Here is a 26,027-nt window from a genome sequence, read left to right as displayed (position 1 = left end):
CTCACCCCGCCTGTGCGAAACTAGGTGAGTTCGTGTTTTACGCCATCCCCTATCCGGGGGACGTCTGCGTCGCGTTCTGCGTAAAGAAAACCGAGCTTTTGCGCGGCTTCGGAGTGGAGCATCCCGAAACTCATATTGGTGGCGAGACGAATAAGCTTCGCCCGGCTATGGGTGCCGGTTTTGCCGAGAATGGATTTCACCTGGGAGTTCACGGTCTCGATGGAGCGCTCGCGCCTGGCGGCGATTTCGGCATTGGTTGCGCCTTCGGCCAGAAGATCGAGAATCGATTCCTCCGCCGCCGTCAGTTCGTAACGCTTGGCGATGGCCGGCGTGTCGATGCTGAAGGGCTGTGTGGTGTCGAGACTGTAAATCAGATGCGCGCCCTTGTTCCTGCCGATAATATCGTTTTGCCGCGACAGCGGCGAGACTTCTAGACAGAGGCAGCGATCATCGTTGGAAGAGGCGGAGACGATCGCCTCTTTCCAGGGACGCGCGCCGAAACGGCCATGTACGAAAAGATCCCGCATATAGGCGCCGACGCCGCTTTCGCACTCCTCTGCTGCGAAAGCGAGGCGTCCGTCATGATTGACGCGGAAAACGCCGAACTTGTCAATCTGCCGGTCGAATTCCTGATTCTTGTAAATGACGTCGCCATAAGGGAGCACGATGCAGATGCCGACGCGCAGCATGTCGAGGCTCTGGATGACATTCTCATACCGGCTGGCAAGCTGGATCGTCGGCCGGTTGATGCTCAGCGCCTTCGCCACATGGGGGAGGATGATGCTCATCGTCTGCCGTTCGGCCTGGGTGATCGGCCCGTGATCGGCGGAAAACTGGATCGCGAAGCGGTCCACATTGACGTCGCTTTTGTTCAGCAGCGCGCCGGCGCGATAGCGGATGCCGAATTCCAGCAATTGCTGCGTATTGGCGCGGGCCAGCAATTCCTCTTCGCTTTCCGCGAGCACGTCATCGCCAATAAGATCGATTCCGTCCGTCGCGCGCGAATGCCGCGCGAAGGTGTCCTGATCGGCGATTTCCTGATCGTTATGTGTGGCGAGATAATAATCGACCGCATCCTGCGTATAGGTGTCGCTGAAATAGGGGGCTGCGATGCGCCTTCTGTCATTTCGCTCGCTGAGTTCAAAAATGAACGCTCCATTGGCGTTCATGGCGTCTGAAATGCGTGTCAGAACGCCCGGCCACCGGTCCGGTTCAAGGGCCGTGTCGTAGATCTCCAGAATCAGATCTCTGATCGACGCTTCGTCCAAAACGCTCTCGCCCCCGATGCGATTTCACATGGGAGCGAGCCTATCAAAAAGAAGGTGGCCTTGCGACCCTGCCATCACCCGTTCTGGTGACGACAAAGCCGGGCCGGAGAGCTTAATTGCTCCTTATTCATCAGGCTGAATCACTGGGAGAGACGGCATTCAGCCCTGATTTTATGCGGCCGCGCCTATTGGGGGGCAGCGCCGCGCCGCTAACATCGCCGCCGATTGCGCCAGGGAGAGAGATGGGGGATGCCCCATCGGCGCCTTCGGCGGCGATGACCTTTTTAGCTGTTTTTGGTCTTAACCATGTCCCGTCGCGCTTTACTGTGCGGTGGCGGATTCATCCATAAGGCGCACAGGGTTCGCCTCGCTGGAGCGCCGCCCATCCGGAACTTCGTCCTCCCGATTCTTTTATCCTGAGCCAGGAATTCCGCCCCGTTTGTGGCTGCAGCGGCCGGCGAACACTCAGACGCCGCTGCGGTCCGGCGCTCCATCCGCCGCTGCAATATTCCGGTTGCCATGGCGAGGGGAGACGGGTTTATTGCGCCCTCGATCGCGGACGTGGCGGAACCGGTAGACGCAACAGACTTAAAATCTGTCGAGGGTAACCTCGTGGGGGTTCGAGTCCCCCCGTCCGCACCAGCAAAGATCCTGGCAGAGTCTCAGAAACCTTTTCTGCGCGATTGTCGCCGCCGCGTTCATGCGGACTACCCCCTCACGGCTGACAGGAAATTAAACAGGCTGACCAGACAGATTATGGCGCCCACAATCGCCGTCATGGCGCGCTTGGGAAGGCGCTTGGCGGCAAAAGCGGCAATGGGGGCGGCGAACAGTCCGCCGATGACGAGGCCGAGCGCCGCCTTGCCGAAAGTCGGGCCAAGCGCCGCCAGAAAGGCGAGGGACGCCGAAAGGGTGACGACGAACTCGGCGAGGTTCACTGTGCCGACAGCGATGGCGGGCGCCGCGCCCTTCGCCAGAAGGTTCGAGACGACGATCGGTCCCCAGCCGCCGCCGCCCGACGCGTCCGCAAAGCCGCCGAGAAAGCCGAGCAGCCGCACCTTCTCTACGGGCTTCGGCGCCGTCGGCGGCTTCATTGCTTTTGAAATGACCACCAGTCCCATGATGAAAAGATAGGCGGCGATGAGGGGCCTGGCGGCATCCATGTGGATGAAGCTGATGAGAAAGGCGCCCAGCACCGCGCCAACCGAACCGGCGAGCGCCAGACGGCGGAATAGGCGCCAGTCAATGTTGCGGGCGACGGCGTGCGACGCGCCGGACGCCGCCGAAGTGAAAACTTCCGCCGCATGGACATTGGCGCTGGCGACCGCCGGCGGCACGCCGATGAAGACGAGGGCGGTCGTCGAGGCGACGCCGTAAGCCATGCCAAGGGCGCCGTCGATCAACTGGGCGACGAAGCCGATGGCGACGAAGGCGGAAAAGGTCGGATCCATAAAAATGTAGGGAAACCCAGTCGGCCAGGGCGGAAGCGGCGGCCGGTCAATTCCTCTTTATAGGGATCAATGTCGCCGCGCCAGCGAGATAAATTTAACAGCTTGTCAATGAAAGTCACAATTTCGCTTTGGGCGAAATTTCCTCTTGCGCAAGTTCGAGGACGCATTATCTTCCCGCTTGTCTGGAACTGTGACGACAGAATCGACGATGGTCGCGCGACGGTCCGTTCCAGCATGGAGATCCACCCTAAGGTGACCATCCTGATCTCGGGAGCAGCGGCCAAGGAGGCCGCTAAGCCTCCCAGTAGACGGCCCCGAACCAGCGCCGGCTCAAAACCGAAACCCTTTCTTGTTGCCCTTGATGACGACCGCCCCGCTGAGGCGGCGTTTCCGTTTTCGGACCGCTCCCGCGCGTTCCGCGACCGCTTCTTTCCCGAAGCGTCGGACGCCGACTGGCTCGACTGGCGCTGGCAGGTCCGCAACAGGATTAAGTCGCTGGCGGAAGTGGAGCGGATTTTCGCGTTGACCGAAGAAGAGCGCGACGCCGTTGCGCGCCGTTCGGGATCGCTGCCAATGGGGCTGACGCCCTATTATGCGAGCCTGATGACGCTGGACGGTCCCTCCGCCGGTCTGCGCCGGACGCATATTCCGGTCGGCCAGGAATTCATCCAGATGCCGGGGGAGGCCGACGACCCGTTGGGCGAAGACCACGATGCGGCTGTGCCGGGCCTGGTGCACCGTTACCCGGACCGCGTGCTCTTTCTCGCGACCGGCTTCTGCTCGACCTATTGCCGCTATTGCACGCGCTCGCGCATGGTCGGCGAGGCGGGCGGCGAATACGAGTTCTCGAAGTCGCAATGGGAAACGGCGCTGCAATATATCGCCGACCACAAGGAGATTCGGGACGTCCTGATTTCCGGCGGCGATCCGCTGACGCTCTCCGACGACCGGCTCGACTACCTCTTGGGGCGCCTGCGCGCCATCGAGCATGTGGAGTTCATCCGGATCGGCACAAAAGCGCCGGTGGTCCTTCCCATGCGCGTGACGCCGAAGCTGACGGCGATCCTCAAGAAATATCATCCCTTGTGGATGAGCATCCACTTCACGCACCCGGATGAGCTGACGCCGGAAGTGACGGAATCGACCGCGCGTCTCGCCGACGCCGGCATTCCGCTCGGCAGCCAGACCGTGCTTCTCAAAGGCATCAATGACGACATCGCCGTCATGAAGCCGCTGATGCACGGCCTCCTGAAGCGCCGGGTGAAACCCTACTACCTCTATCAGTGTGACCCGATCACCGGGTCCGCTCACTTCCGCACGCCGGTGTCCAAAGGCCTTGAGATCATAGAGGGGCTGCGCGGCCACACGACAGGCTACGCCGTGCCGCAATATGTGATCGACGCCCCTGGCGGGGGCGGCAAGATCCCGCTGCTTCCTGATTATGTGGTCGGCCGCGAAGGCGACGATCTCATCCTCCGCAACTTTGAAGGCAATACTTACCGCTATACCGACCCGCTCTCCGAAGCGGGCGCCGCTCTCTAGGGGGGGAGCAAGCCATGAAACTTGGATTTGTCTACGACCTGCGCGACGATTATCTGGCGCTCGGGTATTCCGAGGAAGAAACGGCGGAGTTTGACAGCGTCGCCACCATCGACGCGCTCGACTCCGCGCTGTCGCGTCAGGGCTGGAATGTCGTGCGCGTCGGACGTGGGCAGGCGCTGGCGAAGCGTCTCGCCGCCGGCGAGCGCTTCGACATGGTGTTCTCCATTGCGGAGGGCCTCAAAGGCCGCTCCCGTGAGGCGCAGGTTCCGGCGCTGTGCGAGCTTTTCGATCAGCCCTACGTTTTCTCCGATCCGCTCACCATGGCGGTGACCCTCGACAAGCCGGTCGCCAAACGCATCGTGCGCGATCATGGCGTTCTGACGGCGCCTTTCGCGGTGATCGAAAGCGCCACGGCGTCGCTCGCGGGCGTCATGTTTCCGGCCTTTCTGAAACCCGTCGCCGAAGGCACGGGCAAAGGCTGTTCCGGCAAGTCGCGCGTCGAAACCAAGACGGCGCTCCGCGCCGAAGCCTCACGCATGCTCAAAGCCTTCCGTCAGCCGGTGCTCGCGGAAAGCTATCTGCCTGGGCGCGAGTTCACCGTGGGCGTCGTCGGCTCCGGCGCGCAGGCGAAAGTGATTGCGGTTCTGGAGCTCCTGATCGCAGAAAATGCGGAGGCCGGCGTCTACGGCTTCGCCAACAAGCAGAGCTTCGGCGATCATTTCGCCTGCCGGCTTGCGGATGATGAAGAAGCGAAAAAAGCAGGCGAGCGCGCGCTTGCGGCATACAGGGCGCTCGGCTGCCGCGACGTCGGGCGCGTCGACATGCGTTCGGACGCGAACGGCGAGCCGCATTTCCTGGAGGTCAATCCGATCCCCGGGTTGAAACCGGGCTTTTCGGACATTGCGATGCTGACCGATCTTTCCGGCCGCAACTATGACTGGCTCATGGGCGAAATCATGCGCTCCGCCTGCGCGCGCCAGAACGTCGCCATGCCCCACACAAGCAAGCGGCGCGCCGCGTAACGGCGATGCCTGGCTTCATTCCCGTCATTCACGGCCGGGCGGTGGCGGACCGTCCCGACGAAGCCGATACGCTTGCCAATGCGCAAGTGATCGCGCATGCGCTTGAAAGGCTGGGCTATGTCAGCGACATCATCGAAATCGACCTCGATCTGACGGCGGTCGAAAAACTCGCCAACCGCCGGCCGCGCGCTGCCTTCAATCTGGTCGAGGGGATTCGCGGCGATGGCGCGCTCGGTCATGTGGTCTGCGCCGCCATGGATCATTTCGGCGTTCCCTATACGGGCGCGAAAACCGAGGCCTATCTCGTTTCCTCTTCCAAATTGCTGTCCAAGGCGGCGTTGCTGGCCGCCGGCTTGCCCTCGCCGAAACACTGGCTGCGCGAAGCGCCGGCGGGCGAGGGCAAGGTGATTGTGAAATCGGTTTCGGAGCACGCCTCTTTCGGCATGGACCAGAAGTCCATCGTCGAGAGCGGTCTGGCGGCCGCCGAAATCGCCGCGCGGGAGGAAAAGTTCGGCGGCAAGTTCTTCGCCGAGCAATATATTCCGGGACGCGAGTTCAACATTGCGGTTCTGGAAACCAATGACGGTCCCCGCGTGTTGCCTATGGCGGAAATGGCGTTTGACGGACTGCCGCCGGGCGTTGCGCCCATCATCGACTACGCCGCAAAATGGGATGAGGAGAGCCCATCTTATCACCTTATGACCCGCCGTTTCGGAATCGAGGAGCAGGAGCCGCAGCTCGCGGCGAAACTGCGTGCGCTGACGCTCGATTGCTGGCATGCGGGCGGGCTTTCCGGTTATGCGCGCGTCGATTTCCGCGTCGATGAGCGCGGCGAGCCTTACATTCTCGAATTCAACGCAAATCCTTGTCTGGCGCCTGACGCCGGTTTCGCCGCGGCGCTCGACCGGGCGTCGATGGCTTATGAGGAGGGTGTCAGCGCAATCGTCAATGCTGCGCTCGCCGCCTGATGTTTCGCATCCGCCATCTCAGCGATGCGGCGGCGCCCGCCAACCGGCGCGCCATCGCAGAAATACAAGGAATTATCCGGGACCGTTTTTCGGAGATGCCGCAGCGCGACATCGAGAAAATCCCCGATCAGATCGCCGATCCGATCCGCTACGAATTCGTCTCCGACGTTTTCGTAATGGAGGACGGGCGCGGCCATATTCGCGCCTTCGCCATTTTGCTGGTCGATCCGGCATTGTCTTTCGGGTTTCTGGAACTGATCGCGACGGCGAAGGGCGAGACGCGCGGCGGCCTCGGCGCAACGCTCTACGCGCATGTGCGCGAGCACGCTCTGGCGAGGGGACTTAAGGGCATTTATTTCGAGTGCTTGCCCGACGATCCGGTATTGAGCCCCAATCCGGACCTTCGTAAGGAAAACGCAGCGAGGCTGAAATTCTACGAACGCTTTGGCGCGCTGCCGATCATGGGCACGGCCTATGAAACGCCGGTGAAGGAAGGCGACACCGATAGCCCTTATCTTGTCTTCGACGGTATCGGCGAGTTCCAGCTTCCCAAAGCGTCGCAGGTGCGGAAAGTCGTTCGGGCCATTCTCGAACGCAAATACGCTCATCTTTGCCCGCCAGACTATAACGAAAAAGTTCTCGCTTCCATCGACGACAAGACCATGCATCTGCGCGAGCCTCGTTATGGCGGCGCGAAAGCGGAAGCACTGACGGCGCCGAAGGCGTTCACCTTGCCGGTTATTGTCAACGACAAACACGACATCCACCACATCCGTGAACGCGGCTATGTGGAGGCGCCGGTGCGGGTGAAATCCATTCTCGCCGAACTGACAAAGTGTGCGTTCTTCAAGGAAACGCCGGCGAAAAATTTTCCGGAGCGCTGGATCAAGGCGGTGCACGATCCGAAGCTCGCCGATTACATCGAACGCGCCTGCAAGGACGCGCCGGAAGGAAAGTCCGTCTATCCTTACGTCTTTCCGGTGAGGAATGCGGGCCGCATGCCCAAGGACAGATCGGTGCTCGCGGGCTACTGGTGCATCGATACTTTCACGCCGTTGAACAAAAACGCCTATCCCGCCGCACGAGAAGCGGTGGACTGCACTTTGACCGCGGCGGAGATGGTGCTTGACGGCGCGCCCGCCGCCTATGCGCTGGTGCGCCCACCCGGCCATCACGCCGAACACAAAGCTTTCGGCGGGTTCTGCTACTTCAACAATGCGGCGGTGGCTGCGAATTATTTATCAGAATACGGCCGGGTCGCCGTTCTCGACGTCGACTATCATCACGGCAACGGCACGCAGGATATCTTTTACGAGCGCGCCGATGTTCTAACGGTGTCGATCCATGGCGACCCGAGTTTCGCCTATCCCTATTTCACCGGGTTCAAGGATGAAACGGGACGGGGCGAGGGAGCGGGGTTCAATCTCAATCTGCCGCTCGCAGAAACCATTACGGCGGACGATCACCGAAAGGCATTGCACCGGGCGCTCGCGCGCATAGCCGAGCATGATCCGGCTTTTCTCGTTATCGCCCTCGGTCTGGACGCAGCCAAAGGCGACCCGACTGGCACCTGGCCTTATGTGGCGTCAGATTTTGCCAGGATGGGCGAGATCATTGCTTCAGCGGGCTTGCCCACGCTCTTCGTTCAGGAGGGCGGCTATCGCGTTCAGAATCTGGGCGTGAATGCGCGCCGCTTTTTTGAAGGCTTTGCGTCAAAGGCCGGCGCCATCGCGCCTTACCGCGCGCCTGTGAAAAAGAAAGACGACGCCGGCAAGCCGCTGTCCTGGCGAGCCGCTGTGCGGCCGACGGATGTGCCGGAAATCCGGCGCATGGTAACGGCGACGGCGGCGTTCTCGCCGGAAGAAGTCGATATCGCTTGCGAACTTGCCGAGACGCGCATCGAAAAGGGCAGGGCGAGCGGTTATGAGTTTATATTTGCGGGAAGCGGCGACAGGCTCGCCGGATATTCCTGCTACGGACGGACGCCAGGCGCGGAAAAGGCCTATGACCTTTACTGGATTGTGGTTGACCCTGACGCCGGACGCAAAGGCCTTGGCGCCGAAATCCTCATGCGTACCGAAAAAGCGGTGGCGGAGGCGGGCGGCGCTTTTCTGATTGCCGAAACTTCATCCACGCCGCCATATGAAAAGGCGCGTGCATTCTACAAAAAGACCGGTTTTAAGAAGCTCGTCCAGATCGCGGACTTCTATCGTCCCGGCGACGACAAGATTATTTTCAGAAAGGATATTTCCAATGAGCGCTGAAACTGTGAAATCACAATTCGAGGGCGCCAGCGACGATAATTTCTGGCGCGCGCGCCCGAGCCTCGCTGCGCCCGGCGTCAGCCGCCTCGGGGGGCGCGGCCTGTTCGCCTTGACGGCGATTGAGGCCGGGGCCGTGATTGAAAAAGCCTGCACCGTGGAAATTCTTGAAGAACAGGCGAAGCCGCTCGACGCCGTGCGGCCGATCGGCGATTTTTATTTCGCCCATCCCGAAAATCCGAAAGCGGGGCTCATGGCTTACGGCTTGATGAGCTTCTGCAACCATGCGCAGGACGCCAACGCCGATATGCGGTGGAGCCGCCATGAAAAACTGGGCTGGATTGCGGAGCTTGTCGCGGTCAAATCCATTCGTGAGGGTGACGAAATCACCTATCGCTACAAATGCCCGCTCTGGTTCAGCGACAATCGTTGAGACCGGCCTGACGGCTGCAAATCGGCGTCGCGGCGATGGGCGGGCTTGACCGAGTTTGACGCTGAATGGATTGCAGGCCATCGCAGAGGTGATTGTGTTTTGGAAGATAGAGAGGCGCTATTCGATCTTCGCGCGTCTCTTTTCTTCATAGAGGGTTGGAGACTATTCCTCGATTGCACGCGCCATGTCACGCTCGTAGCTGACCGCGGCCATCCAGAAACACACGCCGGCGCAGACTGGCGTAACCGCGATAATCAGCAAGGAATAGCGGATCGCCATTTGGCCGTATTGCGGTGCAAGGACGTCGTTCAGCACCCCGACGATCAGCGGCCCTACGGCCTGTCCGAGCAGGCTCGCGCAGAACACCAGCACGGCCACTGACAGCGCCCTCATGCGGATGCGAGCGACGTTCATCGTGGCCGCGAAAATCGGACCCTGGTGGATGAGGGTGACAAAGCTGGTCGCGGCGAAACCTAAGAGCCAGACCATTTTCGTTTCTCCAAGCAGGAACAGGGCTTCCGAGGGGCCTGCGAGAGCGCAAGCGATGGCGGGAATTTTTATCCGCCAGCTTGTAAGATGCGGGCTGAGCCGATCGATGATCAGACCGCCGAGGAGAACGCCAAGAGCGCCAAGAACCCCGCGTATGGGCCCGATAGAGGCGGCGACGTCCGCCATGCTCATCTCGTGGACGCGAGAGAGGAATGTCGGCGTCCAGGCGCCGGCGGCGAAAACATTCGCGCCCATAAATGTCGCGCCGGCGAGAATGAACACATAGGTTCTGGTGCTGAGAAGATAACGAAGACTGGCGCCGATATTTTCCGGCAATTTCCGCGCGGGCGCGTTTTCCTTCGCGCCGCGTTTAGGCTCTTTCACGGTAAGATAAAATATGAGCGCGAAAATAACTCCAGGCACGCCGGCGCAGATAAACATGGTGCGCCAGCCATAATGCTCTGCGATCCACCCGGCGATCGGAAACAGAATAACGAAGGCGATGGAGCTTGAGAGGCTGAAAATCGCCAGGGCGAGAGGCCGTCTTTCCGTCCTGAAGGTGTCGGAAAGCATGGAGTTCGACGGCGCGAGGCCCGTCGCTTCGCCGGCTCCCATTAAGAAGCGCGTTAGCGCCAATTGCCAGATATTCGCCACGAAGCCGGTCAGCACCGTCATGGCGCTCCAGAAAGCAAAGCCCGCTGCAATGATGTTCTTGCGGTTCCAGCGATCCGCCGCCCAGGCGATGGGAACGCCGAGAATAGAGTAGAAGAGGACAAAGGCGAGACCGGAAACAAGCCCCAGCGCCGCATCGCTCACTTGCATTTCCGCTTTGATCAGCGGCAAAGCGAGTCCGAGAATGGACCGGTCAAGATAATTGAAGACAGAAATGAGGCACAGAAAGCCGAGCGTGTAAACCGCGTTCGGCGTCCAATCCTTTTGGCCCGCGCCGTTATTGGGGGGTGTCGAGATGTTCGTCATATTCTCGACGCCCGCGTTTCGGTGCATGTCATGAATTCCAATAGCGCCGGCTGGCCGGCTTCAATGGCGGCGAGCGCCCGAGCGATCGCGGGTTTAATGTCGTCCGGTTCGCTCACTCTTTCGCCATAGCCGCCGAGGGCGCGGGCGAAGGCGGCGTAATCGCCGGAAATATCGGTGGAACGAAATCGCTCCGTGGCGACCGGCATCTGATCGAGTTCGATCGCCATGGCGCTGTTATTCAGCAATACAGAAAGAATCGGGAGACGCTCCCGCACCGCCGTTTCGAAATCCATGCCCGTAAAGCCGATCGCGGCGTCGCCCCAGACATTGATGCACAGCTTGTCGGGGCAGGCGAGCTTGGCGCCCATGGCAAGACCGAGCCCATAGCCGAGCTGCGTTGACTTGCCCCAGCCAATATAGGTCAAAGGCGCGGTTGTTTTCCAGAAAGGCGAGAGCTGGTCGCGCGGGCTGCCGGCGTCATGGGTGATGATTGTGTTCGCCACATCGACCGCTTGTTGCAGATCCCACAGCACCCTGTAAGGCGACAAAGGTTTTTCGTCGGATGTGAGGAGGGGAAGCCAGTCCGCCATCCACTTTTTTTCGAGTGCGGCGATTTCGAACGCTGTCTCTGTCATGTCCCGCGCGCCTTCGATCATTTCAGCGCAGGCGTCGTACAGCATGGACAGCGTCAGCTTCGCATCGCCGATCAGCGCGAGCTCACATGCGACAGACTTATTGATGTCGGCCGGATCGAGCGTCGCGTGAATGATGCGCTTTCCTTTGGGCATGCGTATCCCGAAAGCGGTCTCCGAGAAGCTGCATCCAACGCCCAGAATAATGTCGGCCTGATCGAGAAAATGGCGAAGCTGTCCCGGGCTCGCCGCGCCGCCGGCGCCGAGGGCGAGCGGATGCCGCTCGTCAAACGCACTTTTGCCTTCGAGGCTCGTTCCTACAGGTGCGGCGAGCCGCTCGGCGAGATTTTGCAGCTCTTCATAGGCGCCAGCCCAGTGGACGCCCTGACCGGCGTAAATAACCGGCCGCTTGGCGCGGGCCAGCAAACGGGCGGCGGCGTAAATATCGTCAGGGGCTGGCGCGCTGCGCGCCTTCGGAACCGGCGCGTAGTCTATGATCTCCGGCGTTTCTTCGCTAAGGACGTCCCAGGGCATTTCCACAAGAACAGGCCGCAGGCGGCCATTGCGAAGCTGCGTAAACGCGCGGCGCATGATGTTTGCGACTTCCGACGCATCCGTTATCGGTTCGGCATGCTTCGTCACATCGCGCATGGAAAGCGAGGCGTTGTAATTGTCCGGCACATAGGCGAGACGGCGCGCATACCCTTGCGGCAAGACAAGAACCGGCACCGATTCGGAATAGGCCTGCGCAACGCCGCCATAGGCGTTTTCTGTTCCGGGCCCATGCTGCATGGCGAAAACGCCCATCCGCTGCCCGCGCGTCAGACGCGATAAGGCGTCCGCCATATGAACGCCGGTGCGTTCCTGGCGGACGATGATCGGCCGTATGCCGGCCTTCGCCGCTTCCTCAAGCACGGCGTTGCGCGGATAGCCGAAGATAACGTCGACGCCTTCGCACTTTAAGATATGCGCAATCGCGGCGCTGACTTTCATCTTGACTTACTTTGCTCGCGAGAAGTCGGAAGGTCCGATGGGGCGTTCGCCTTTAAGGGTCGTGCGAATGAGGTGCCGGCGCTCATATTTGAAATCATGAACGCCGCGATGCAGCAAAAAGCGGTTGTCCCAAACGATCAGCGTGTCCTTTTTCCACTTCACCCGGCAATGGTAATGCAGCCGTTGCGCAAGGCTTTGAAGATAGTTCAGCAGCGCCCGGCTTTCCTCCTCAGTCCAGCCGACGAAGCGCTGGAAGTACGCCGTGTTTGCAAACAGCGCCTTGCGTCCAGTGCGCGGATGAACGCGCACGGCGGGATGAATGTTTTCGAGTTCATCTTCCTTGAAGTCATGGGATTCACGCAGGCGCAAGCGTTTTTCAGGAGGAAGCTTTTCGTTATTGGACCAGATATGCTTGCCGGAGTACACAATCTGCAGCCCGTCAACCAGCGCTTTCATGCTGTCCGAAAGATCTTCGTAAACGAGATAGGCGTTCGAAAAGGCGGTGTCGCCGCCGAATTTCGGCACGGCGAGCGCGCGCATGACGATGCCGAGCGGCGGTTGCAACAAAAACGGACTGTCGGTGTGGAATGATTCAAAGGAGGGCACGACGTTCTCGGGCTCGTGCGCTTCACGGCGGACCTCCTGCATGTCCCGGTGCTCGCCATAGGTCGGCGCCTGCGGGATTTCCGTGATCTCGCCGAAATGGCGAGAAAACGTTTTGTGCTGCTCCGGCGTCAGGTCCTGGTCGCGAAAGACGATGACAAGGAAATGTTCGAAAGCCAGCATGATCTCGTCGAGCACCTCCGGCGATAGCGGTTGGCGCAGGTCGACACCGGAAATTTCAGCGCCGCATGCGCCGCTGATCGGCTCGACGCCGATTTTGTGGAATTCCGGCATGGGCAGCCCGGCAACGATCGTGCGGCTGTCACTGCTTGCAGATGCGTCAATATTAGAGGCGGAAACGGACAATGGGTGTCTCCTCTTGGAAGATGAAAGGGGGACGGCGGCCGGAAGGGAACCGCCGCCCCATAACTCAAGCGCGGCTAGAAATTCCGGCGCACCGTCACGGCGAAGGTGCGGGGCATTCCCGGACGCCCCTGAATCGAGTTAGTCGAACCTCGATTGTCGAAAATGTCAGTATAATAGAGTTCGTCTGTCAGGTTTTTCGCTTCGAGAGAAACCCGCCAGGTCTCGCTGGGATCGAGATAGGTCAGTCGTGCATTGACCAGCGTTCGCGAGTCGATATGTCCGAAAATGTCCTCGCCGCCGGTTGCCGCATCCACATTATCGGCGTTGCGATTATAGTCATCTTCGTAGCTGATATCGACGCGCGGCGTGATCGTGCCGAAATTCGGGACGTAAAAGTCATACTGCGCCCCGATGCTCCACTGAATGTCCTGAATATATTGACCGTCATCTTCCAGGCCAATGCCGGAATTGGCCGCTTCGGCGGAGATCGAGTCATATTCGAAATCCAACGTCGCAAGCGAAGCGTCGATCATAAGCCCCTCAGCCGGCCGCAAGGCGAGCTCGGCCTCAAAACCTTTCACCGTGGCTTCGCCGGCGTTGAGCGGCAGCGCGCAAGGCGCCGGCGGCGCCCCCGGCAGCGGACAGTTGGCGACGGTGACAAGGATGTCGTCGTATTTGTTCAGGAACGCGGCCGCATTGAGGGTGACCCGGTTGTCCAGGAAGCTGCTCTTGAAGCCGATTTCATAAGCATCAAGGGTTTCCGGTCCATGCGGCAGCGCTTGCGCCGGAAAGAAAGGCCGCGGATTGATGCCGCCGCCTTTAAAGCCCGTCGAATACTGGGCGTAGGTCATGAACGCGTCTGTCCATTGATATTGCAAGACGCCGCGGTAGTCGACGCGGTCGCCCTTGAACTCGCCCACAAGGCCGTTCAAGGAAGCGAGTTGCCACGGCACGCCGCCATCGACGCCCGGCGTCATAAGGATAGGGTTGGCTGAACCGTTCAGAGCCGCATCGGAACCCGGGACGCCCAAACGGCCGTATTCAAAGGTCTTCTCCTGGTCCGTATAGCGTATGCCGAAGATGGCGTTCAGCCGGTCGGTTACTGCAAAATCAGCGTTGGCGAAGACGGCCAGCGTTTCCGCCGGGATGGTGTTCGCCTCGATGAAGTTAAAGGGCACCAAAGTGACGCGCGAGAAGTTCTCGCTTTTCTTGTCGAAATAGAAACCGCCGACAGTAAGGTTCAGGAAATCATTGATATTCGCATTGAAACGGATTTCCTGGCTGAACTGCTCGTTGAAGACGCGGTTGGATTGAACGGTCGGGGTGAGCGGCGAGCCATCGCCCGAGGAATAGGTGCCGTCGAATTCACGATAACCGGTGATTGAGATGACGTTCAGCCAGTCTGTGAGTTCGATCTGGATGTTGGCGGAGATGCCCCAGCTGTCGTTCGACGCCTCCAGCGGAGCCTGCCACGGGGCGCTGCCGTCGCGCGGCGCTATATCAGTGTAGTTCTCATAGCTGATATAAGGACTGTCGCTGAACGTATCCAAAGCGAAGTCGCCATACGGCGAGTAGGAGATAAACTGCGACCCTGCCGCTGTCCCAAAGGGCACGCCGTTCAGGAAATAGGCGGGGGCGCCGCCAGATCCGGCGACCGTCGTGCCGGGGTTTGAGCCCTGGCCTACAAACAGGAGAGTGGAGGGCCCGACTTCGCTGTTGTCTTCAGTGATATCGGCGACAATGTCTGCGGATATGCGGTCTGTGGGCTCCCAGCGCAACGCTACCCGGCCTGCGAGATAGCTTTTGCCGCCTTCGGTGCCGATCTGGCAGTCGTCGGTTGTCGGGAGAACGCTTGGAATAGCTGTTCCGGGATGGGTGCAGGCATAATCGTAACGCTTGATGAACCCGTCGCTGCGCGCGCCGGTGCCTGAGAACCGCACGAACAATTCATCAGGGATAATGGTGAAGCTTTGCGCCGCGCGCAGTTCCAGCCTGTCGTAGCTGCCATAAGTCAGCTGTGCAAAACCGCCATCGTCGCCCTTCGGCTTTTTAGAGTAGAGACGAATAGCGCCGCCGATGGAGTTCTGGCCGGCGAGCGTGCCTTGCGGTCCGCGCAAAATTTCTACGCGGTCGAGGTCAATCAGCTCGATCAATGATCCGTGCAAGGTCGGAAAATAAACATCATCGATATAAATCCCGACGCCTGGCTCAAGCGCGAAGGTTGAATCGCGCTGGCCGACGCCGCGAATATAGGCGACAACCGCCGGGCCATAGGTCGCTGCGGCAGGGCGCAAGGTTACGTTCGGCGCGGTTTGTCCTACATCGGAAAGGTCCTGATAGCCGCGTGCGTCAATCATATCCGCATTGAGCGCAGTGATAGAAAGCGGCGTCTCCTGGAGGTTCTGCTCACGAAACTGAGCGGTGACGATGATGGTGTCGGCGCCTGACCGGTTAGCCGCCACATCGTCTTCCTGTGCGAGCGAAGCGTTTCCCACAAGGCTAAGTCCTGCCGACAGCGCAAACAGCGATGCGGCGGACGAAATTCTCTTTTTGAATGCAATTTTGTTCACGACGTTTCCCCTTGAATATTCGTTGCGAAGGTTCTGTCGCCTCTTTCCGGGCGATTCCGCGCAATCATATGTTGATAAATCAACGATTCAAGAAAGTTCGTATAGCGGAATAAAGAATTCCGTTATACGGAATTATTGCGACCTAAATTTGCTCAGCTTTTGGAGGAAAATTCGATCAGTTCTGTAAGTTCCAGTGCGGCCTGACGAACGGCGGCGGCCATCTCATCAAAGTCATGCCGGTTGCGCCGGACGGACGGCATCGTAACGCCGATGGACCCGACAATTTCTTCGCGCCTCAGGAAAATTGGCGCAGATACTCCGGCCACGTCATTATTAGGGTCGAAATAAACGGCGCATTTGTCGCGCCGGATTTTTTCGAGTTCCGGCAAAATGAGTTTTCTCGGCGGCAAGGGCAAACCGCTTAACGGGCCGACGGACGCCGTCGCTATGACGGCGCGTACCTCGTCATCAGGAAGAAAAGCAAGAATACATTTGCCCAGAGATCCCCATGGAAGCTCGATTTCCATGCCTGCGTCGATAGCATGTCTCAAGGGATGGGAAGTGAGAATTGCGTCAACAACGGTCGCTTTGCGGCTCGCGGGATTGTAGGCGGCGAGAACCGCGGTTTCGTCCCATGCGCGCCACAAACGCTGAAGGAAAGGGCGGCTCAAATGCGCAAGATCGAACTGCGAACGCACGACCCAGGCGAGATGATACAAACCGGCTCCCGCCCGGTACAACTGGCCGTCGCCGCGCTCCACTAAGCCTTCCTGCACCAACACCTGCAAAAGACGATGAACTGAGCTAGAAGGAAGTCCGAGTTCACTGGCGAGGTCCTTCAGTTTCACGCCACTCTGCCGTCGCGCCAGGATTTTCAGGACGGCGATAGACCGGACGACGGAGCCTTTGGTTTCAATATGTTGCATCCCTATTCACCAGCCTGAAGGTTTAAAAGATTGAGCTGCCTTTAATGCGGGCGTTCCACGCGCTCAAGCTCACCTTGTATCGATCGCGTCTCGCCTTAGCACGCGCGAACGGTTTGGCGGAAGTTCGCGCCCGTCATCCGATCGTATTTCCGCATTCACATCATGAAAAAATATCAAAAGACGCCGTTCTTTAAGTAGCGCCAATCGTGAGCGGGTTCGACTGTTCGCCCGCCGCCGCTTTGCCAGTGCGGCGCCGCCGGCCGGTCAGCATCGCTCGGCTAGGGGCTATAATCTCGGGCATGTGATGGATGACGGCCCGCCGGTGACGGCCTTCATCGACGGAACGCGAAGCCGTCGAGCGGCGCCTGCGATCTGCTATCGCAGAGTTGTATGTGAGTTGCGGGTCCGCGACCCCGTTACTGATGGCTATACCGGGAACTGACCGCTCACGATCTTGGCGTCACGGACGGGCGCCGCCATCTCGAGCGTATCTTGCCGCGTGCTTTCAAGCGCGCTGCGGTCAGAACCGATCAAGGTCCTCGGCGATGGTGACTTTACCGTCAAACTTACTCGCGATCGCGGCGATGTATTGCGCGGTGTCGAAACTTCCTGTGGCGCCTGTTGCGAGGTGCGTGACGACGAGATGTTTGACGCCGGCGCGGCTCGCTAATTGTCCGACCTGGTGAGGCGTAAGATGATGGTCGGACAAATGATGCGCCATGTCCGCCAGCGCCTTTTCCGGCATATTCGGGTTGGCGCGCTTTACGGCGTCGATTGTGGCGTCAAGGTCGATCATTTCCGAGACGAGAAGGTCGGCGCCTTTTGCGAGTTTTTCCAGATTCTCGCTCGGACCGGAGTCGCCCGTATAGACGATGGCCCGCTCGGCTGTATCAAACCGGAAAGACAGGGAGTCGAATCGTTGATCTAGTGAGCTTCCTTCCGGAAAACTGTAATGCGTGTTTTCCGCGGCGGTAACCGTCAAGCCGCCAAGCTCGATCCGTGCGCCGTCGCGGATCTCAACAACCGACACCATCGCCGCTGGGTCTGGCTTTTGTTCGTCTGGAACTCCATAGCCTGCTTCGGCGCCCGGTTTCATCGAGGCGACGAGCCCGGCCACCAGCTCAGCCGTTCCCGGCGGACCGTAGACCGTCAGCACGCCTGGCGCGTTTAACTGGAAACGGAGACCGAGAATCGCCGCGAGACCGCCCGTGTGATCGAAATGCAGATGGCTGATGAAAACGCCTTTGAGCCGCTGCAAGGGAATGCCTGCCGCCGCCAGACGCCCCGCTGCGCCGTCGCCTGTGTCAACCAGATAAACGCCGTCTTCTAGAACCAGCGCATTCGCTGGTTGCGATCGCAGAGCGCTGGGAAGAGGACCGCCTTGTGTTCCGAGGGTCACAAAGCCGCCGCCGTTTTCCTCCGCTGCTGATGACTGAGGGACAACAAGAAACCCAACAGCGAGGCATGCGGCTATAGCGCTGCGCACTGCCAACATGATCGCCTCCTAGGGCTGGCACGCCGCCGCTGCGTTCCCAGCCTCCGCTGAAAGGTCTGCGACCCAGCTTTCGATATCCGTCACCGGCCAGGACGCTTCAAGCTCGGCGCGAATATCATCAGCGCCCTCGGTTTCATCGGCGAGGCATGCGCAATACCCCGCAGCGTCTGAGGCGCTAACGGACTCAGGCGCGCCGTCGATGCACGCGGATATGAAGTCGCCGGCGGACGCCGGCGAGATGAAAGCCGCGAGGCTCACGAGCGCTAGGAGTGTTTTTTGCATGTGCTTTCCCGATGTTGCGTGTTGCGAAAGATTGAAAAAGGCGGAGCCTAATGGGCGCCGCCTTTTTACATTTAGAAATCAGCGCTGATACGCACGCCGTAGGTGCGCGGCGGTTCAACTGACGCCGCGGCGATGTCTCCCGAGCCGACCTGCGCGATGGATCGAACAAAGGCGTTGGTCATGTTGCGCATATATCCGGTGACGCGCCAAACGCCGTTTTTCGGCATCAAGGTCAGAGAAGCGTCGGCGGTAATCACACCATCTTCATATTGTGTGGGAAGATATTGAAAACCGATGACGCGTTCGCTGCGATACCGCGCATCGAAGGTCCCGGTGAGGGTAAATTGGCCAAGGTCCAGGGTCTGATTGAGGCCAAGGCTTACGGTCCAGTCAGGCGAGTAGAGCGCTTCTTTGCCCGAGCAATCGATATCGAAGCTTCGGGACGCCGTGCCGGGGGGCGGCGCAGGGTTGATCACCTGCGTGAAATCGCAACCCGTGACCGGCGTCAGGAAGTTCGGCGGATCCGTATCGTCCGAAAGATCCACCTGATTAAACTGGAAGTTATCATAGGTCGCGTCGAGATACTGGACACCGCCCCTGATAAGCGTTGACTCGGTAGCCGCGAACTGGAAATCGACTTCTACGCCCTTGACGCTGGATTCGCCGACGTTTCTGGTTGCAAAGGCATTGTTACCTCGCGCGTCGACGGTCAGGGCTGCGAGCTGCTGGTCCTCATACTCCCAATAGAAACCCTCGATATTGATCTCGAGCGTATTGTCGAAAAAGCGATTCTTCGCCCCGATCGTGTAAGCATCGATGAATTCCGGCGCATAAGATTCAAGTCCAAACGCCGTATTGAAGCCGCCGGCGCGAAAACCGTTTTCGAAGCTTGCATAAACAAGATTGTCGTCCGTCAGGTCGTATTCGAGGGCGGCGCGATAGGTGACTTCCTCATCGCCGCCTTCGAGACCGATCAGGTCGTTTGGCGTGACGATAAAGAGTGCGCCGGGAACAGCGACCGGGCCGCCCGGCGTCGTAATAATGTCGAACGGGCCGAGCGGGCTCACGACAGGCACGCCAACCGGGTTTGCAGCGACCTGGGCGAGAATCGCCTGGGCCGGAACCGCCAATGAGCCGGCCGGAAAAGCCGCTAGCTGTTCGGCAAGCGTAAGCTCTGCAGGCATGGACGGAATGTCGGGACAGCTTGGCGGCCCGGCGGGAGGCTCGTCAAGGCAAACGATTGTGAAAGACTGTCCGATGTTGGAGAACGTACGAGATTCATCCGTATACCGAATGCCGCCGACAATTCTAAACTTGTCTGTCACATTGAAGGTGCTTCTCGCAAAGAAGGCGAGCGATTCAGTTTTGCTGTCAAAATCGTTATTGTTGCCAACGGCAAACTGATTGAATGTGTTTACGCCCTTGACGGTCTCATCGAAATAATAACCGCCGAGGATCCAGTCCAGCTTGCCAATATCGCCGGAAAGCCGCGCTTCAAAGCTGAATTGCTCGGCCTCATCCTGTACGATCGCCGCCTTGAACGGGGGACCGTTCAACTGATTGTCCAGTTCCGAAAACCGGTAGGCGGGGATGACGACCAGGTCGGCGAAGCCGAGATCGAAATTCACTTCGGCGTTGACGCCCCAGTAGGTGTCGTTCCGGTCGGGATAGATAAACCCTTCAACGGGCTGAAAACCGGGCGCTGTCGTTGCGTTATCCGCAATGAACTCCAGCGTCGAGGGAATGTGAAGGCCCGAAAAGTCCGGCGCATTAAGGGGAAGAAAAACCCGATTGGGCACTTCAAAGCCGGGGTTGAAAGGCGCGAATCCGTAAATCCCGTCGATATGGAGACCTGGCCCGGTTCCCTGTGATTTCGCATAGTCGCCCGACAGCCTCGCATTGATGGAGTCGTTTACTTCGATGTAGACCTGTCCGCGAAGCGCTATCTCTTCCGCCGATGACGTGCCGTCATCGAAATAGCCGTCATGTTTTGTATAGGTTCCGGCAAACCGCGCAGCGACATTGTCAGAGATGGGGATGTTGCCGTAGCCTGTCGCTTCGACCGCATCATAATTTCCGTAACCTACGGATATGCCTCCGCTCGTCTCTCCCAGGACCGGTTTGTTGGGAATGACGTTGATGGCGCCGCCGGTGGAGTTGCGACCGTAGAGCGTGCCTTGTGGACCTTTCAGCACCTCTACGCGGTCTAAATCCAGAAAGGATGCGATGGTGGAGGAGGGGCGGCCAATATAGACGCCGTCGATATTGAAGGCGATCGCCGGGTTTGTGAAACCGTTATTCGCGAAGTTGCCGACGCCGCGAACGAAATAGCCCACATTGGCGCCGCCGGTGCTCGTCACATAAAGCGCAGGCGCAACCTTGTTTAACGACGAAGCGTCAAGCACGCCGACCTGCCGAAGTTCTTCGCCTGTCGCCGCGTTTATGGGAATTGCTGCGTCTTGGAGCGATTCCTCGGTTTTCTGCGCCGTGACGACGATGGTGTCGAGCCCGCGCTGGCTCGTTTCATCTTGCGCGCGCGCGGGCGCGGTAAAAATGGCAAGCGCCGCAGACGCGGCGGATAGATAGAGCGCTGTTGAATTCCGCACTGTTCCCTCCCGAAATTGCTCTTTTTGTTGGGAGGACAATGCGACACTCTGTCGAATAAGAGAAATTGTTTATATTGATCAAAAATCATCAATCGTTATGATAGGTTCATGCGGTTCAAGGGCCTCGATCTCAATCTTCTTCTGGCGCTGGATGTTCTGCTCGACGAGCAGAGCGTTTCCCGGGCGGCGGAGCGCATGAATATCAGCCAGCCGGCGATGAGCGCGGCGCTGACGCGGATCCGGGAGTATTTTTCCGATCCGATCCTGCAACTGCACGGCAAGAAGATGATCCCGACGGCGCACGCCATTCGCATCCGTCCAAGATTGAAGGAGGTGCTTCGCGACCTCGACGTGCTGATCTCCGAATCATCACAATTCGATCCGTCGAAATCCGATCGGCGTTTCCGGATCGGAACCTCGGATTATCTGCTCGCCGTGCTGTTTCCGGGCGTGACGCAAGAAATAGAGCAAACCGCTCCGGCCATTCGTATCGAGACGGTACAACCGTCTGATTCCATGTCCTCAACACTCGATCAGGGCTTTTTGGATCTCATCATCTCGCCGGAATACATGCTGTCATCGGACCATCCGACAGAGCCTTTGTTCGAGGAAGATTATGTCGTGGTGGGGTGGGCGAAGAATCCGGCCTTTCGGCGGCGAAAGCTGACGCAGGATGACTTTTTCAAGGCCGGGCATGTCGCGGTCGAATTAGGGCGGGTGAGACGCACTTCATTTGCGGAATTTCACCTGCAGGATATGCCGCGCGCGCGCCGCATCGACATGAACGTCTCATCGTTTCTCGTGGCCCCTGAAATGGTTGTCAATTCCATGCGATTGACGGTGATGCAACGGCGGCTCGCCTTGCTCTTCGCCGAACGGTTGGACATTGCGATCTCCGAAATGCCGTTTCCGTTTCCTAAAATGCAGGAGATGATCCAATACCACTCTACAAGAGAGAAGGATCCCGGCCTGCGATGGCTCATCGATCTCGTCAAAAAGCACGCCGTGATGGACGATAAAAAAAGATGATGGAAACCCATAAGTATAATAAGTTTTCCAGATAGAAAATTTCTACTTATCCTTGGTCCCAGGTAAGACGTCCGGCTTCAGGCAAATGGACGCGTCAGGGAGACAAGGGTGAAGATACTCGTTATCGGCGGCGGCATTGGCGGTCTCACCGCAGCAATTGCGCTTTGTCGCAAGGGTTTTTCGGTGGATGTCATCGAAAAGGATCCCGACTGGTCGGTTTACGGCGTCGGCATCATCCAGCAGGCGAATGTGGTGCGCGCCGTCGCGGGGCTAGGCATTCTCGACGATTATCTCGACGCGGGCGTCGGTTTCGATGCAGTGGAAATCTACAAGCCCGACGGCGAGCGTGTCGCGCGGTTTCCCACCCCGAAACTCGCTGAGGGGTACCCGTCGAATTTAGGCATCGGCCGCCCGCAGCTGCACAAGGTGCTGGGCGACAACGCAACAAAGGCCGGCGCCAAAATACGGCTCGGCGTGATTGTCGAAACGATGAACCAGAATGGCGATGGCGTCGATGTTGAATTTTCAGACGGTGCAAGCGCGCGTTACGATGTTGTCGTGGGCGCCGACGGACTGTATTCGCAGACCCGGCGAATGAAATTTCCAGAGGCTAAGGAGCCTGAATTCACGGGCCAGTCTGTGTGGCGCTACAACTTTCCGCGGGCTGAGGGACTCGATTGCCTTCAGGCTTATGAAGGGCCCATGGGCGTCGGTCTTGTGCCGCTTTCCAAAGACCTCATGTATATGTATGTGACGACGCCAGAGCCGGGAAACCCGCGCTACGAGCGCAAAGGTCTTGCTGAAAAGATGCGCGCCAAGCTTGAGCAGGCGGCGCCGCAGATTCGTCTGCTCGCCAACCTGATCACAGACGACGAAGGCGTCGTTTACAAGCCTCTTGAATGGCATTTCGTCGAAGGGGACTGGCATAAGGGCCGCATCGTCCTGATCGGCGACGCGGTTCACGGCACGACCCCGCATCTCGGACAAGGCGCAGGCATGGCCATCGAGGACGCCGTGGTGCTTGCGGAAGAGCTTGCGTCGCACCCGGGCGATGCCGAAGCGGCTTTTGCAGCCTATCGCGCACGACGTTACGAACGCTGCAAGGCGATCGTCGACATGTCGGTGTCGATCTGCATGGGGCAGCTTGGGAAAGGGCCACTCGTAAACAATGCGGCGGCGACGCAGCAAATGTTTGAGCTGACGGCGCAGCCGATTTAGCGGCGAAACGCGTCAAAAGACAACAAAGGATAAGTCATGAACGCTATCACTGATATTCGATATGTCGGATATGCGGTAAAGGATCTTGAAGCTGAACGGGCCTTTTACCGGGACATTTGGAAGCTCAATGAAATCGCGGCGGAAGACGGCCTTGTCTATTTCGCTGCGTCGGGCGCGCCGGAGCATCATGTGGTGCGCCTGCGCGCCAATGACGATGACCGCATCGACGTCATCGCTTTCGCTGCGGAAAGCCGCGAGGCGGTCGACGCGCTCGCCCGAAAAGTTGCGGATGCAGGCTGCAAAGTCGTGTCATCGCCGGCGAAATTAGACGGCCCAGGCGGCGGCTACGGTTTCCGTTTTTTCTCGCCCGATGGACTGCCCTTTGAAATTTCCGCAGATGTAGAGCAGCGAGAAGTTCAGCCGCTCAATCGCTGGGACGCGGTGCCGGAGAAAATCAGCCATGTGGTGCTGCATTCGCCGAAGCATCATGAGCTTGTGAAATTTTTCACCGACGTGCTGGGCTTCCGCGTGTCCGATTGGCTCGGGGATTTCATGTGCTTTCTGCGCTGCAATGAATGGCATCACCGCGTGGCGGTCTTGCCAGGCCCGCCCTGTCTCAATCACGTCGCCTATGACATGCCGACCCTTGACGACATGATGCGCGGGATCAGCCGGGTGAAGGCCGGCGGCCACGACATTCGCTGGGGACCTGGCCGCCACACGGCCGGCAACAACACGTTCAGCTATTTCGTGACCCCGAACGGTTTCACCGTCGAATACACGTCGGAGCTTGAAAAGGTGGACGAAGAAACCTGGGAGGCGAAAGTTCACAAGCCGACCGAGACCATCATGGACCAATGGGGCGTCGGCGTTGGCGGGCCGAAGACCATGCCGGACCCGCGTCCCGATCCCGGACTATTCCAGCCAGCCGGGGTCTAGAACATGGCGCTGTTCGAATATTTCCCGAATTACGTTTGGAACCTGTCGCTGGCGATTTCGCTCGAGAGCGGCGGCAAGATCGGCGAAATCGTCGATATGTGCGCGCCGATCAAGGAAGCCGCGAACAATGGGGAGGACGCCGGCACGCTTCAGTTTATGGAGCAGTGGGTGAAGATGGCGGACAAGCTGATCGGGCTCGCCGCCGAAGATGAAGAGAAGGGACGCCTGTTCTCGGCGGCGGCGAAACTGAAACGAGCCGCGCTTTATCTCTTCACCGCCGAACGCATGCAGGGCCATGGCCATCCGGGCCGCGCGGAGACCTTCGCCAAGGCGCAGGAGGCTTTCAGAAAATGCATCCGTTTTTCGAACGAGAATTGCGAGCGGGTCGAGATTGCGCTGGAAGACGGCGTCATGCCGGCGCTCTATGTGCGGGGAGAAGGTGAGGGGCCGCGCCCTTGCGTCGTTTATTGCAATGGGCTCGACAGTTCGAAGGAGCTGCTCTTCTGGTCGAGTCTGCCGCAGGCGCTGGCGCGTCGCGGCGTCTCTTGCCTTTGCGTGGACCAGCCCGGCACAGGCGAAACCTTGCGCCTGCAGGGGCTTCCCGCGACCCCTTATTCGGAGCGCTGGGCGTCGAAGGCTGTCGACTGGCTTGAAACGCAACCGGACGTGGATCCGGCTCGCATCGGCATGACCGGAATTTCCCTGGGCGGCCATTTCGCGCCGCGCGCCGTCGCCTTCGAGCCGCGCTTCGCGGCGGGCGCCTGTTGGGGCGCCAACCACAATTGGGCGGAGGTGCAGCAGAAGCGTCTGAAACGCGAAGGTGAAAACCCAGTCCCTCATTACTGGAGCCATGTGATGTGGGTGTTCGGCGCGCAAGACATGGACGATTTTCATGCGAAGTCGGCTGACATGAATCTCAACGGCGTCATGGAGCGCATCAAGGTCCCATTCCTTGTGACTCATGGCGAAAAGGACCGTCAGATTTCGCTGGATTACGCCTATCAAAGCTACGACCAGCTCGTGAATGCATCGAAGCGGGAGTTGAAGATTTTCACGCCGCGCGAAGGCGGCGTCGAACATGTCGGGGCTGACAATATGAGTTTCGGCTGCGACTACATCGCCGACTGGTTCGCCGAAACGCTTGGAGGACAGACAGCGTGACGGTTTCTGCATTCGCGTTCGTGAAGACGGAGAATGCTAGCAAGTATCTGCAGCAGCTTTGTAAGCACTGGTCGCACAATCTTGATGTGACGTTCGATAAATCTCGCGGCACAGTCGTTTTTCCACGGGATGCGCGGGGCGCCTCCTGGCCGGGCGATGCAGTAACGACCTTCACGGCGAACGACGAAGGACTTGAATGCAGGATATACGCGACGGCGGCGGAGCAACTGGAAGGGTTGAAGGGCGCTGTCGCGAGACATCTTGACCGTTTCGCTTTTCGTGAGGCGCCGCTGACCTTCGATTGGAGGCCGGCATGATCGCGACGGAGGCTTATATCCGGCGTGAGACGCTCATAGCGGTTGTCATCAGCGTCGCGATCACATTCGTTTTCTTTGTTATCGTGTTTGGCGCTTCGGGCCCAGTGGAAATCTGGGGGCAGGGCAAATTCGTTTTCGATTTTGCGCCGCAGGCTTTTATGATCGCCCTGATGGCGACGCTTGTTCCAGGCGCAATGACCGCAAGCAAGCTTCGACAGGGAAAGTTGCAGAGTATTGAAGGACGCTCGAAGTTGCCGAAGGCGCTTCCCTTGCGCGCCCTGTTGATTGCGGCTGCTGCGGCTGTCGCTTCCGTAACGCTCTTCGCCGGCCTTTTCTTTGTTAGCGGTCTTGCGGCGATGAATTGGTTTGTCGCGCTGGCCGTCAAGTTATCGTTCGGAGGCGCGCTTGCCGCCGTCGTCACGCCAATCGGGCTTCGTGCGGCGATGATGGCGTCCCATTGAGGCCGCATAGGAGGCAA

General features: G+C 59.2%; 21 protein-coding genes and 1 tRNA gene. 12 read left to right on the top strand and 10 right to left on the bottom strand.

Translation table 11 applies throughout. The features are described 5' to 3' along the window. Window positions 1-20: 20 nt before the first annotated feature. Window positions 21-1,268 (bottom strand): helix-turn-helix transcriptional regulator, encoded by a 1,248-nt coding sequence (locus tag ACQY5P_RS05145; protein ID WP_428409775.1) that lies wholly within the window; start codon window positions 1,266-1,268, stop codon window positions 21-23. A 555-nt stretch (window positions 1,269-1,823) separates the two neighbouring features. Here ACQY5P_RS05145 and ACQY5P_RS05140 point away from each other — a divergent pair. Then, window positions 1,824-1,910: transfer RNA gene (locus ACQY5P_RS05140), tRNA-Leu, on the top strand. 65 nt (window positions 1,911-1,975) lie between these two features. On the opposite strand, the gene ACQY5P_RS05135 is transcribed toward ACQY5P_RS05140, so the two are convergent. After that, a complete protein-coding gene (locus ACQY5P_RS05135; RefSeq protein WP_428409774.1) occupies window positions 1,976-2,719 on the bottom strand; it encodes a sulfite exporter TauE/SafE family protein in 744 nt (247 codons plus the stop codon). A gap of 252 nt (window positions 2,720-2,971) precedes the next feature. Between ACQY5P_RS05135 and ACQY5P_RS05130 the strand changes: the two genes are divergently transcribed. From ACQY5P_RS05130 to ACQY5P_RS05110, 5 genes are read left to right on the top strand one after another with little or no spacing between them, the layout of a single operon-like run. Beyond that, the gene (locus ACQY5P_RS05130) at window positions 2,972-4,261 is read left to right on the top strand and encodes a KamA family radical SAM protein (RefSeq protein WP_428409773.1); all 1,290 of its coding nucleotides are present in this window, start codon (window positions 2,972-2,974) and stop codon (window positions 4,259-4,261) included. 14 nt (window positions 4,262-4,275) lie between these two features. Next, window positions 4,276-5,283: a D-alanine--D-alanine ligase family protein gene (locus ACQY5P_RS05125; RefSeq protein ID WP_428409772.1), complete on the top strand. Its 1,008-nt coding sequence runs from the start codon at window positions 4,276-4,278 to the stop codon at window positions 5,281-5,283. A 5-nt stretch (window positions 5,284-5,288) separates the two neighbouring features. Then, window positions 5,289-6,251 (top strand): D-alanine--D-alanine ligase family protein, encoded by a 963-nt coding sequence (locus ACQY5P_RS05120; RefSeq protein WP_428409771.1) that lies wholly within the window; start codon window positions 5,289-5,291, stop codon window positions 6,249-6,251. Further along, complete coding sequence (locus tag ACQY5P_RS05115; protein WP_428409769.1) at window positions 6,251-8,515, top strand: GNAT family N-acetyltransferase; 2,265 nt, start codon at window positions 6,251-6,253, stop codon at window positions 8,513-8,515. The genes ACQY5P_RS05120 and ACQY5P_RS05115 overlap by 1 nt, the downstream gene beginning before the upstream one ends. Beyond that, the gene (locus ACQY5P_RS05110; protein WP_428409768.1) at window positions 8,505-8,945 is read left to right on the top strand and encodes an SET domain-containing protein-lysine N-methyltransferase; all 441 of its coding nucleotides are present in this window, start codon (window positions 8,505-8,507) and stop codon (window positions 8,943-8,945) included. The genes ACQY5P_RS05115 and ACQY5P_RS05110 overlap by 11 nt, the downstream gene beginning before the upstream one ends. A 162-nt stretch (window positions 8,946-9,107) precedes the next feature. On the opposite strand, the gene ACQY5P_RS05105 is transcribed toward ACQY5P_RS05110, so the two are convergent. From ACQY5P_RS05105 to ACQY5P_RS05070, 8 genes are all read right to left on the bottom strand, one after another. After that, entirely contained in the window at window positions 9,108-10,439 is a 1,332-nt protein-coding gene (locus ACQY5P_RS05105) for a spinster family MFS transporter (RefSeq protein ID WP_428409767.1), read from the bottom strand. Beyond that, a complete protein-coding gene (locus tag ACQY5P_RS05100) occupies window positions 10,409-12,037 on the bottom strand; it encodes a thiamine pyrophosphate-requiring protein (RefSeq protein WP_428409766.1) in 1,629 nt (542 codons plus the stop codon). The genes ACQY5P_RS05105 and ACQY5P_RS05100 overlap by 31 nt, the downstream gene beginning before the upstream one ends. Window positions 12,038-12,043: 6 nt before the next feature. After that, a complete protein-coding gene (locus ACQY5P_RS05095) occupies window positions 12,044-13,006 on the bottom strand; it encodes a TauD/TfdA dioxygenase family protein (RefSeq protein ID WP_428409765.1) in 963 nt (320 codons plus the stop codon). A 74-nt stretch (window positions 13,007-13,080) separates the two neighbouring features. Then, window positions 13,081-15,576, bottom strand: coding sequence for a TonB-dependent receptor (locus ACQY5P_RS05090; RefSeq protein WP_428409764.1), 2,496 nt, complete (start codon window positions 15,574-15,576; stop codon window positions 13,081-13,083). A 152-nt stretch (window positions 15,577-15,728) separates the two neighbouring features. After that, complete coding sequence (locus tag ACQY5P_RS05085; RefSeq protein ID WP_428409763.1) at window positions 15,729-16,502, bottom strand: IclR family transcriptional regulator; 774 nt, start codon at window positions 16,500-16,502, stop codon at window positions 15,729-15,731. Between the two features lie 520 nt (window positions 16,503-17,022). Continuing rightward, on the bottom strand, window positions 17,023-17,997 hold the full coding sequence (locus ACQY5P_RS05080; protein WP_428409762.1) for an MBL fold metallo-hydrolase: 975 nt from the start codon (window positions 17,995-17,997) through the stop codon (window positions 17,023-17,025). Between the two features lie 9 nt (window positions 17,998-18,006). Then, entirely contained in the window at window positions 18,007-18,279 is a 273-nt protein-coding gene (locus tag ACQY5P_RS05075) for a hypothetical protein (protein WP_428409761.1), read from the bottom strand. A gap of 71 nt (window positions 18,280-18,350) precedes the next feature. After that, complete coding sequence (locus tag ACQY5P_RS05070; RefSeq protein WP_428409760.1) at window positions 18,351-20,885, bottom strand: TonB-dependent receptor; 2,535 nt, start codon at window positions 20,883-20,885, stop codon at window positions 18,351-18,353. A 108-nt stretch (window positions 20,886-20,993) separates the two neighbouring features. Between ACQY5P_RS05070 and ACQY5P_RS05065 the strand changes: the two genes are divergently transcribed. The 6 genes from ACQY5P_RS05065 (at window position 20,994) to ACQY5P_RS05040 (ending at window position 26,010) form a co-directional block, all read left to right on the top strand. Then, entirely contained in the window at window positions 20,994-21,914 is a 921-nt protein-coding gene (locus tag ACQY5P_RS05065; protein ID WP_428409759.1) for a LysR family transcriptional regulator, read from the top strand. Window positions 21,915-22,022: 108 nt separating this feature from the next. After that, complete coding sequence (locus ACQY5P_RS05060) at window positions 22,023-23,132, top strand: FAD-dependent oxidoreductase (RefSeq protein WP_428409758.1); 1,110 nt, start codon at window positions 22,023-22,025, stop codon at window positions 23,130-23,132. Window positions 23,133-23,168: 36 nt separating this feature from the next. Beyond that, window positions 23,169-24,071: a VOC family protein gene (locus ACQY5P_RS05055; protein WP_428409757.1), complete on the top strand. Its 903-nt coding sequence runs from the start codon at window positions 23,169-23,171 to the stop codon at window positions 24,069-24,071. Between the two features lie 3 nt (window positions 24,072-24,074). Then, window positions 24,075-25,232, top strand: coding sequence for an alpha/beta hydrolase family protein (locus tag ACQY5P_RS05050; RefSeq protein WP_428409756.1), 1,158 nt, complete (start codon window positions 24,075-24,077; stop codon window positions 25,230-25,232). Next, window positions 25,229-25,549 (top strand): DUF2218 domain-containing protein, encoded by a 321-nt coding sequence (locus tag ACQY5P_RS05045; RefSeq protein ID WP_428409755.1) that lies wholly within the window; start codon window positions 25,229-25,231, stop codon window positions 25,547-25,549. The genes ACQY5P_RS05050 and ACQY5P_RS05045 overlap by 4 nt, the downstream gene beginning before the upstream one ends. Then, window positions 25,546-26,010: a hypothetical protein gene (locus ACQY5P_RS05040; RefSeq protein WP_428409754.1), complete on the top strand. Its 465-nt coding sequence runs from the start codon at window positions 25,546-25,548 to the stop codon at window positions 26,008-26,010. The genes ACQY5P_RS05045 and ACQY5P_RS05040 overlap by 4 nt, the downstream gene beginning before the upstream one ends. The last annotated feature ends 17 nt before the right edge of the window (window positions 26,011-26,027 follow it).

Source organism: Hyphococcus sp. (genome assembly GCF_965267305.1).
In the GTDB taxonomy this organism is placed as follows: Bacteria; Pseudomonadota; Alphaproteobacteria; order Caulobacterales; family Parvularculaceae; genus Hyphococcus.
The sequence above is the reverse complement of the archived record's forward strand: the minus strand, read 5'-3'. Positions and strand labels throughout refer to the sequence as shown.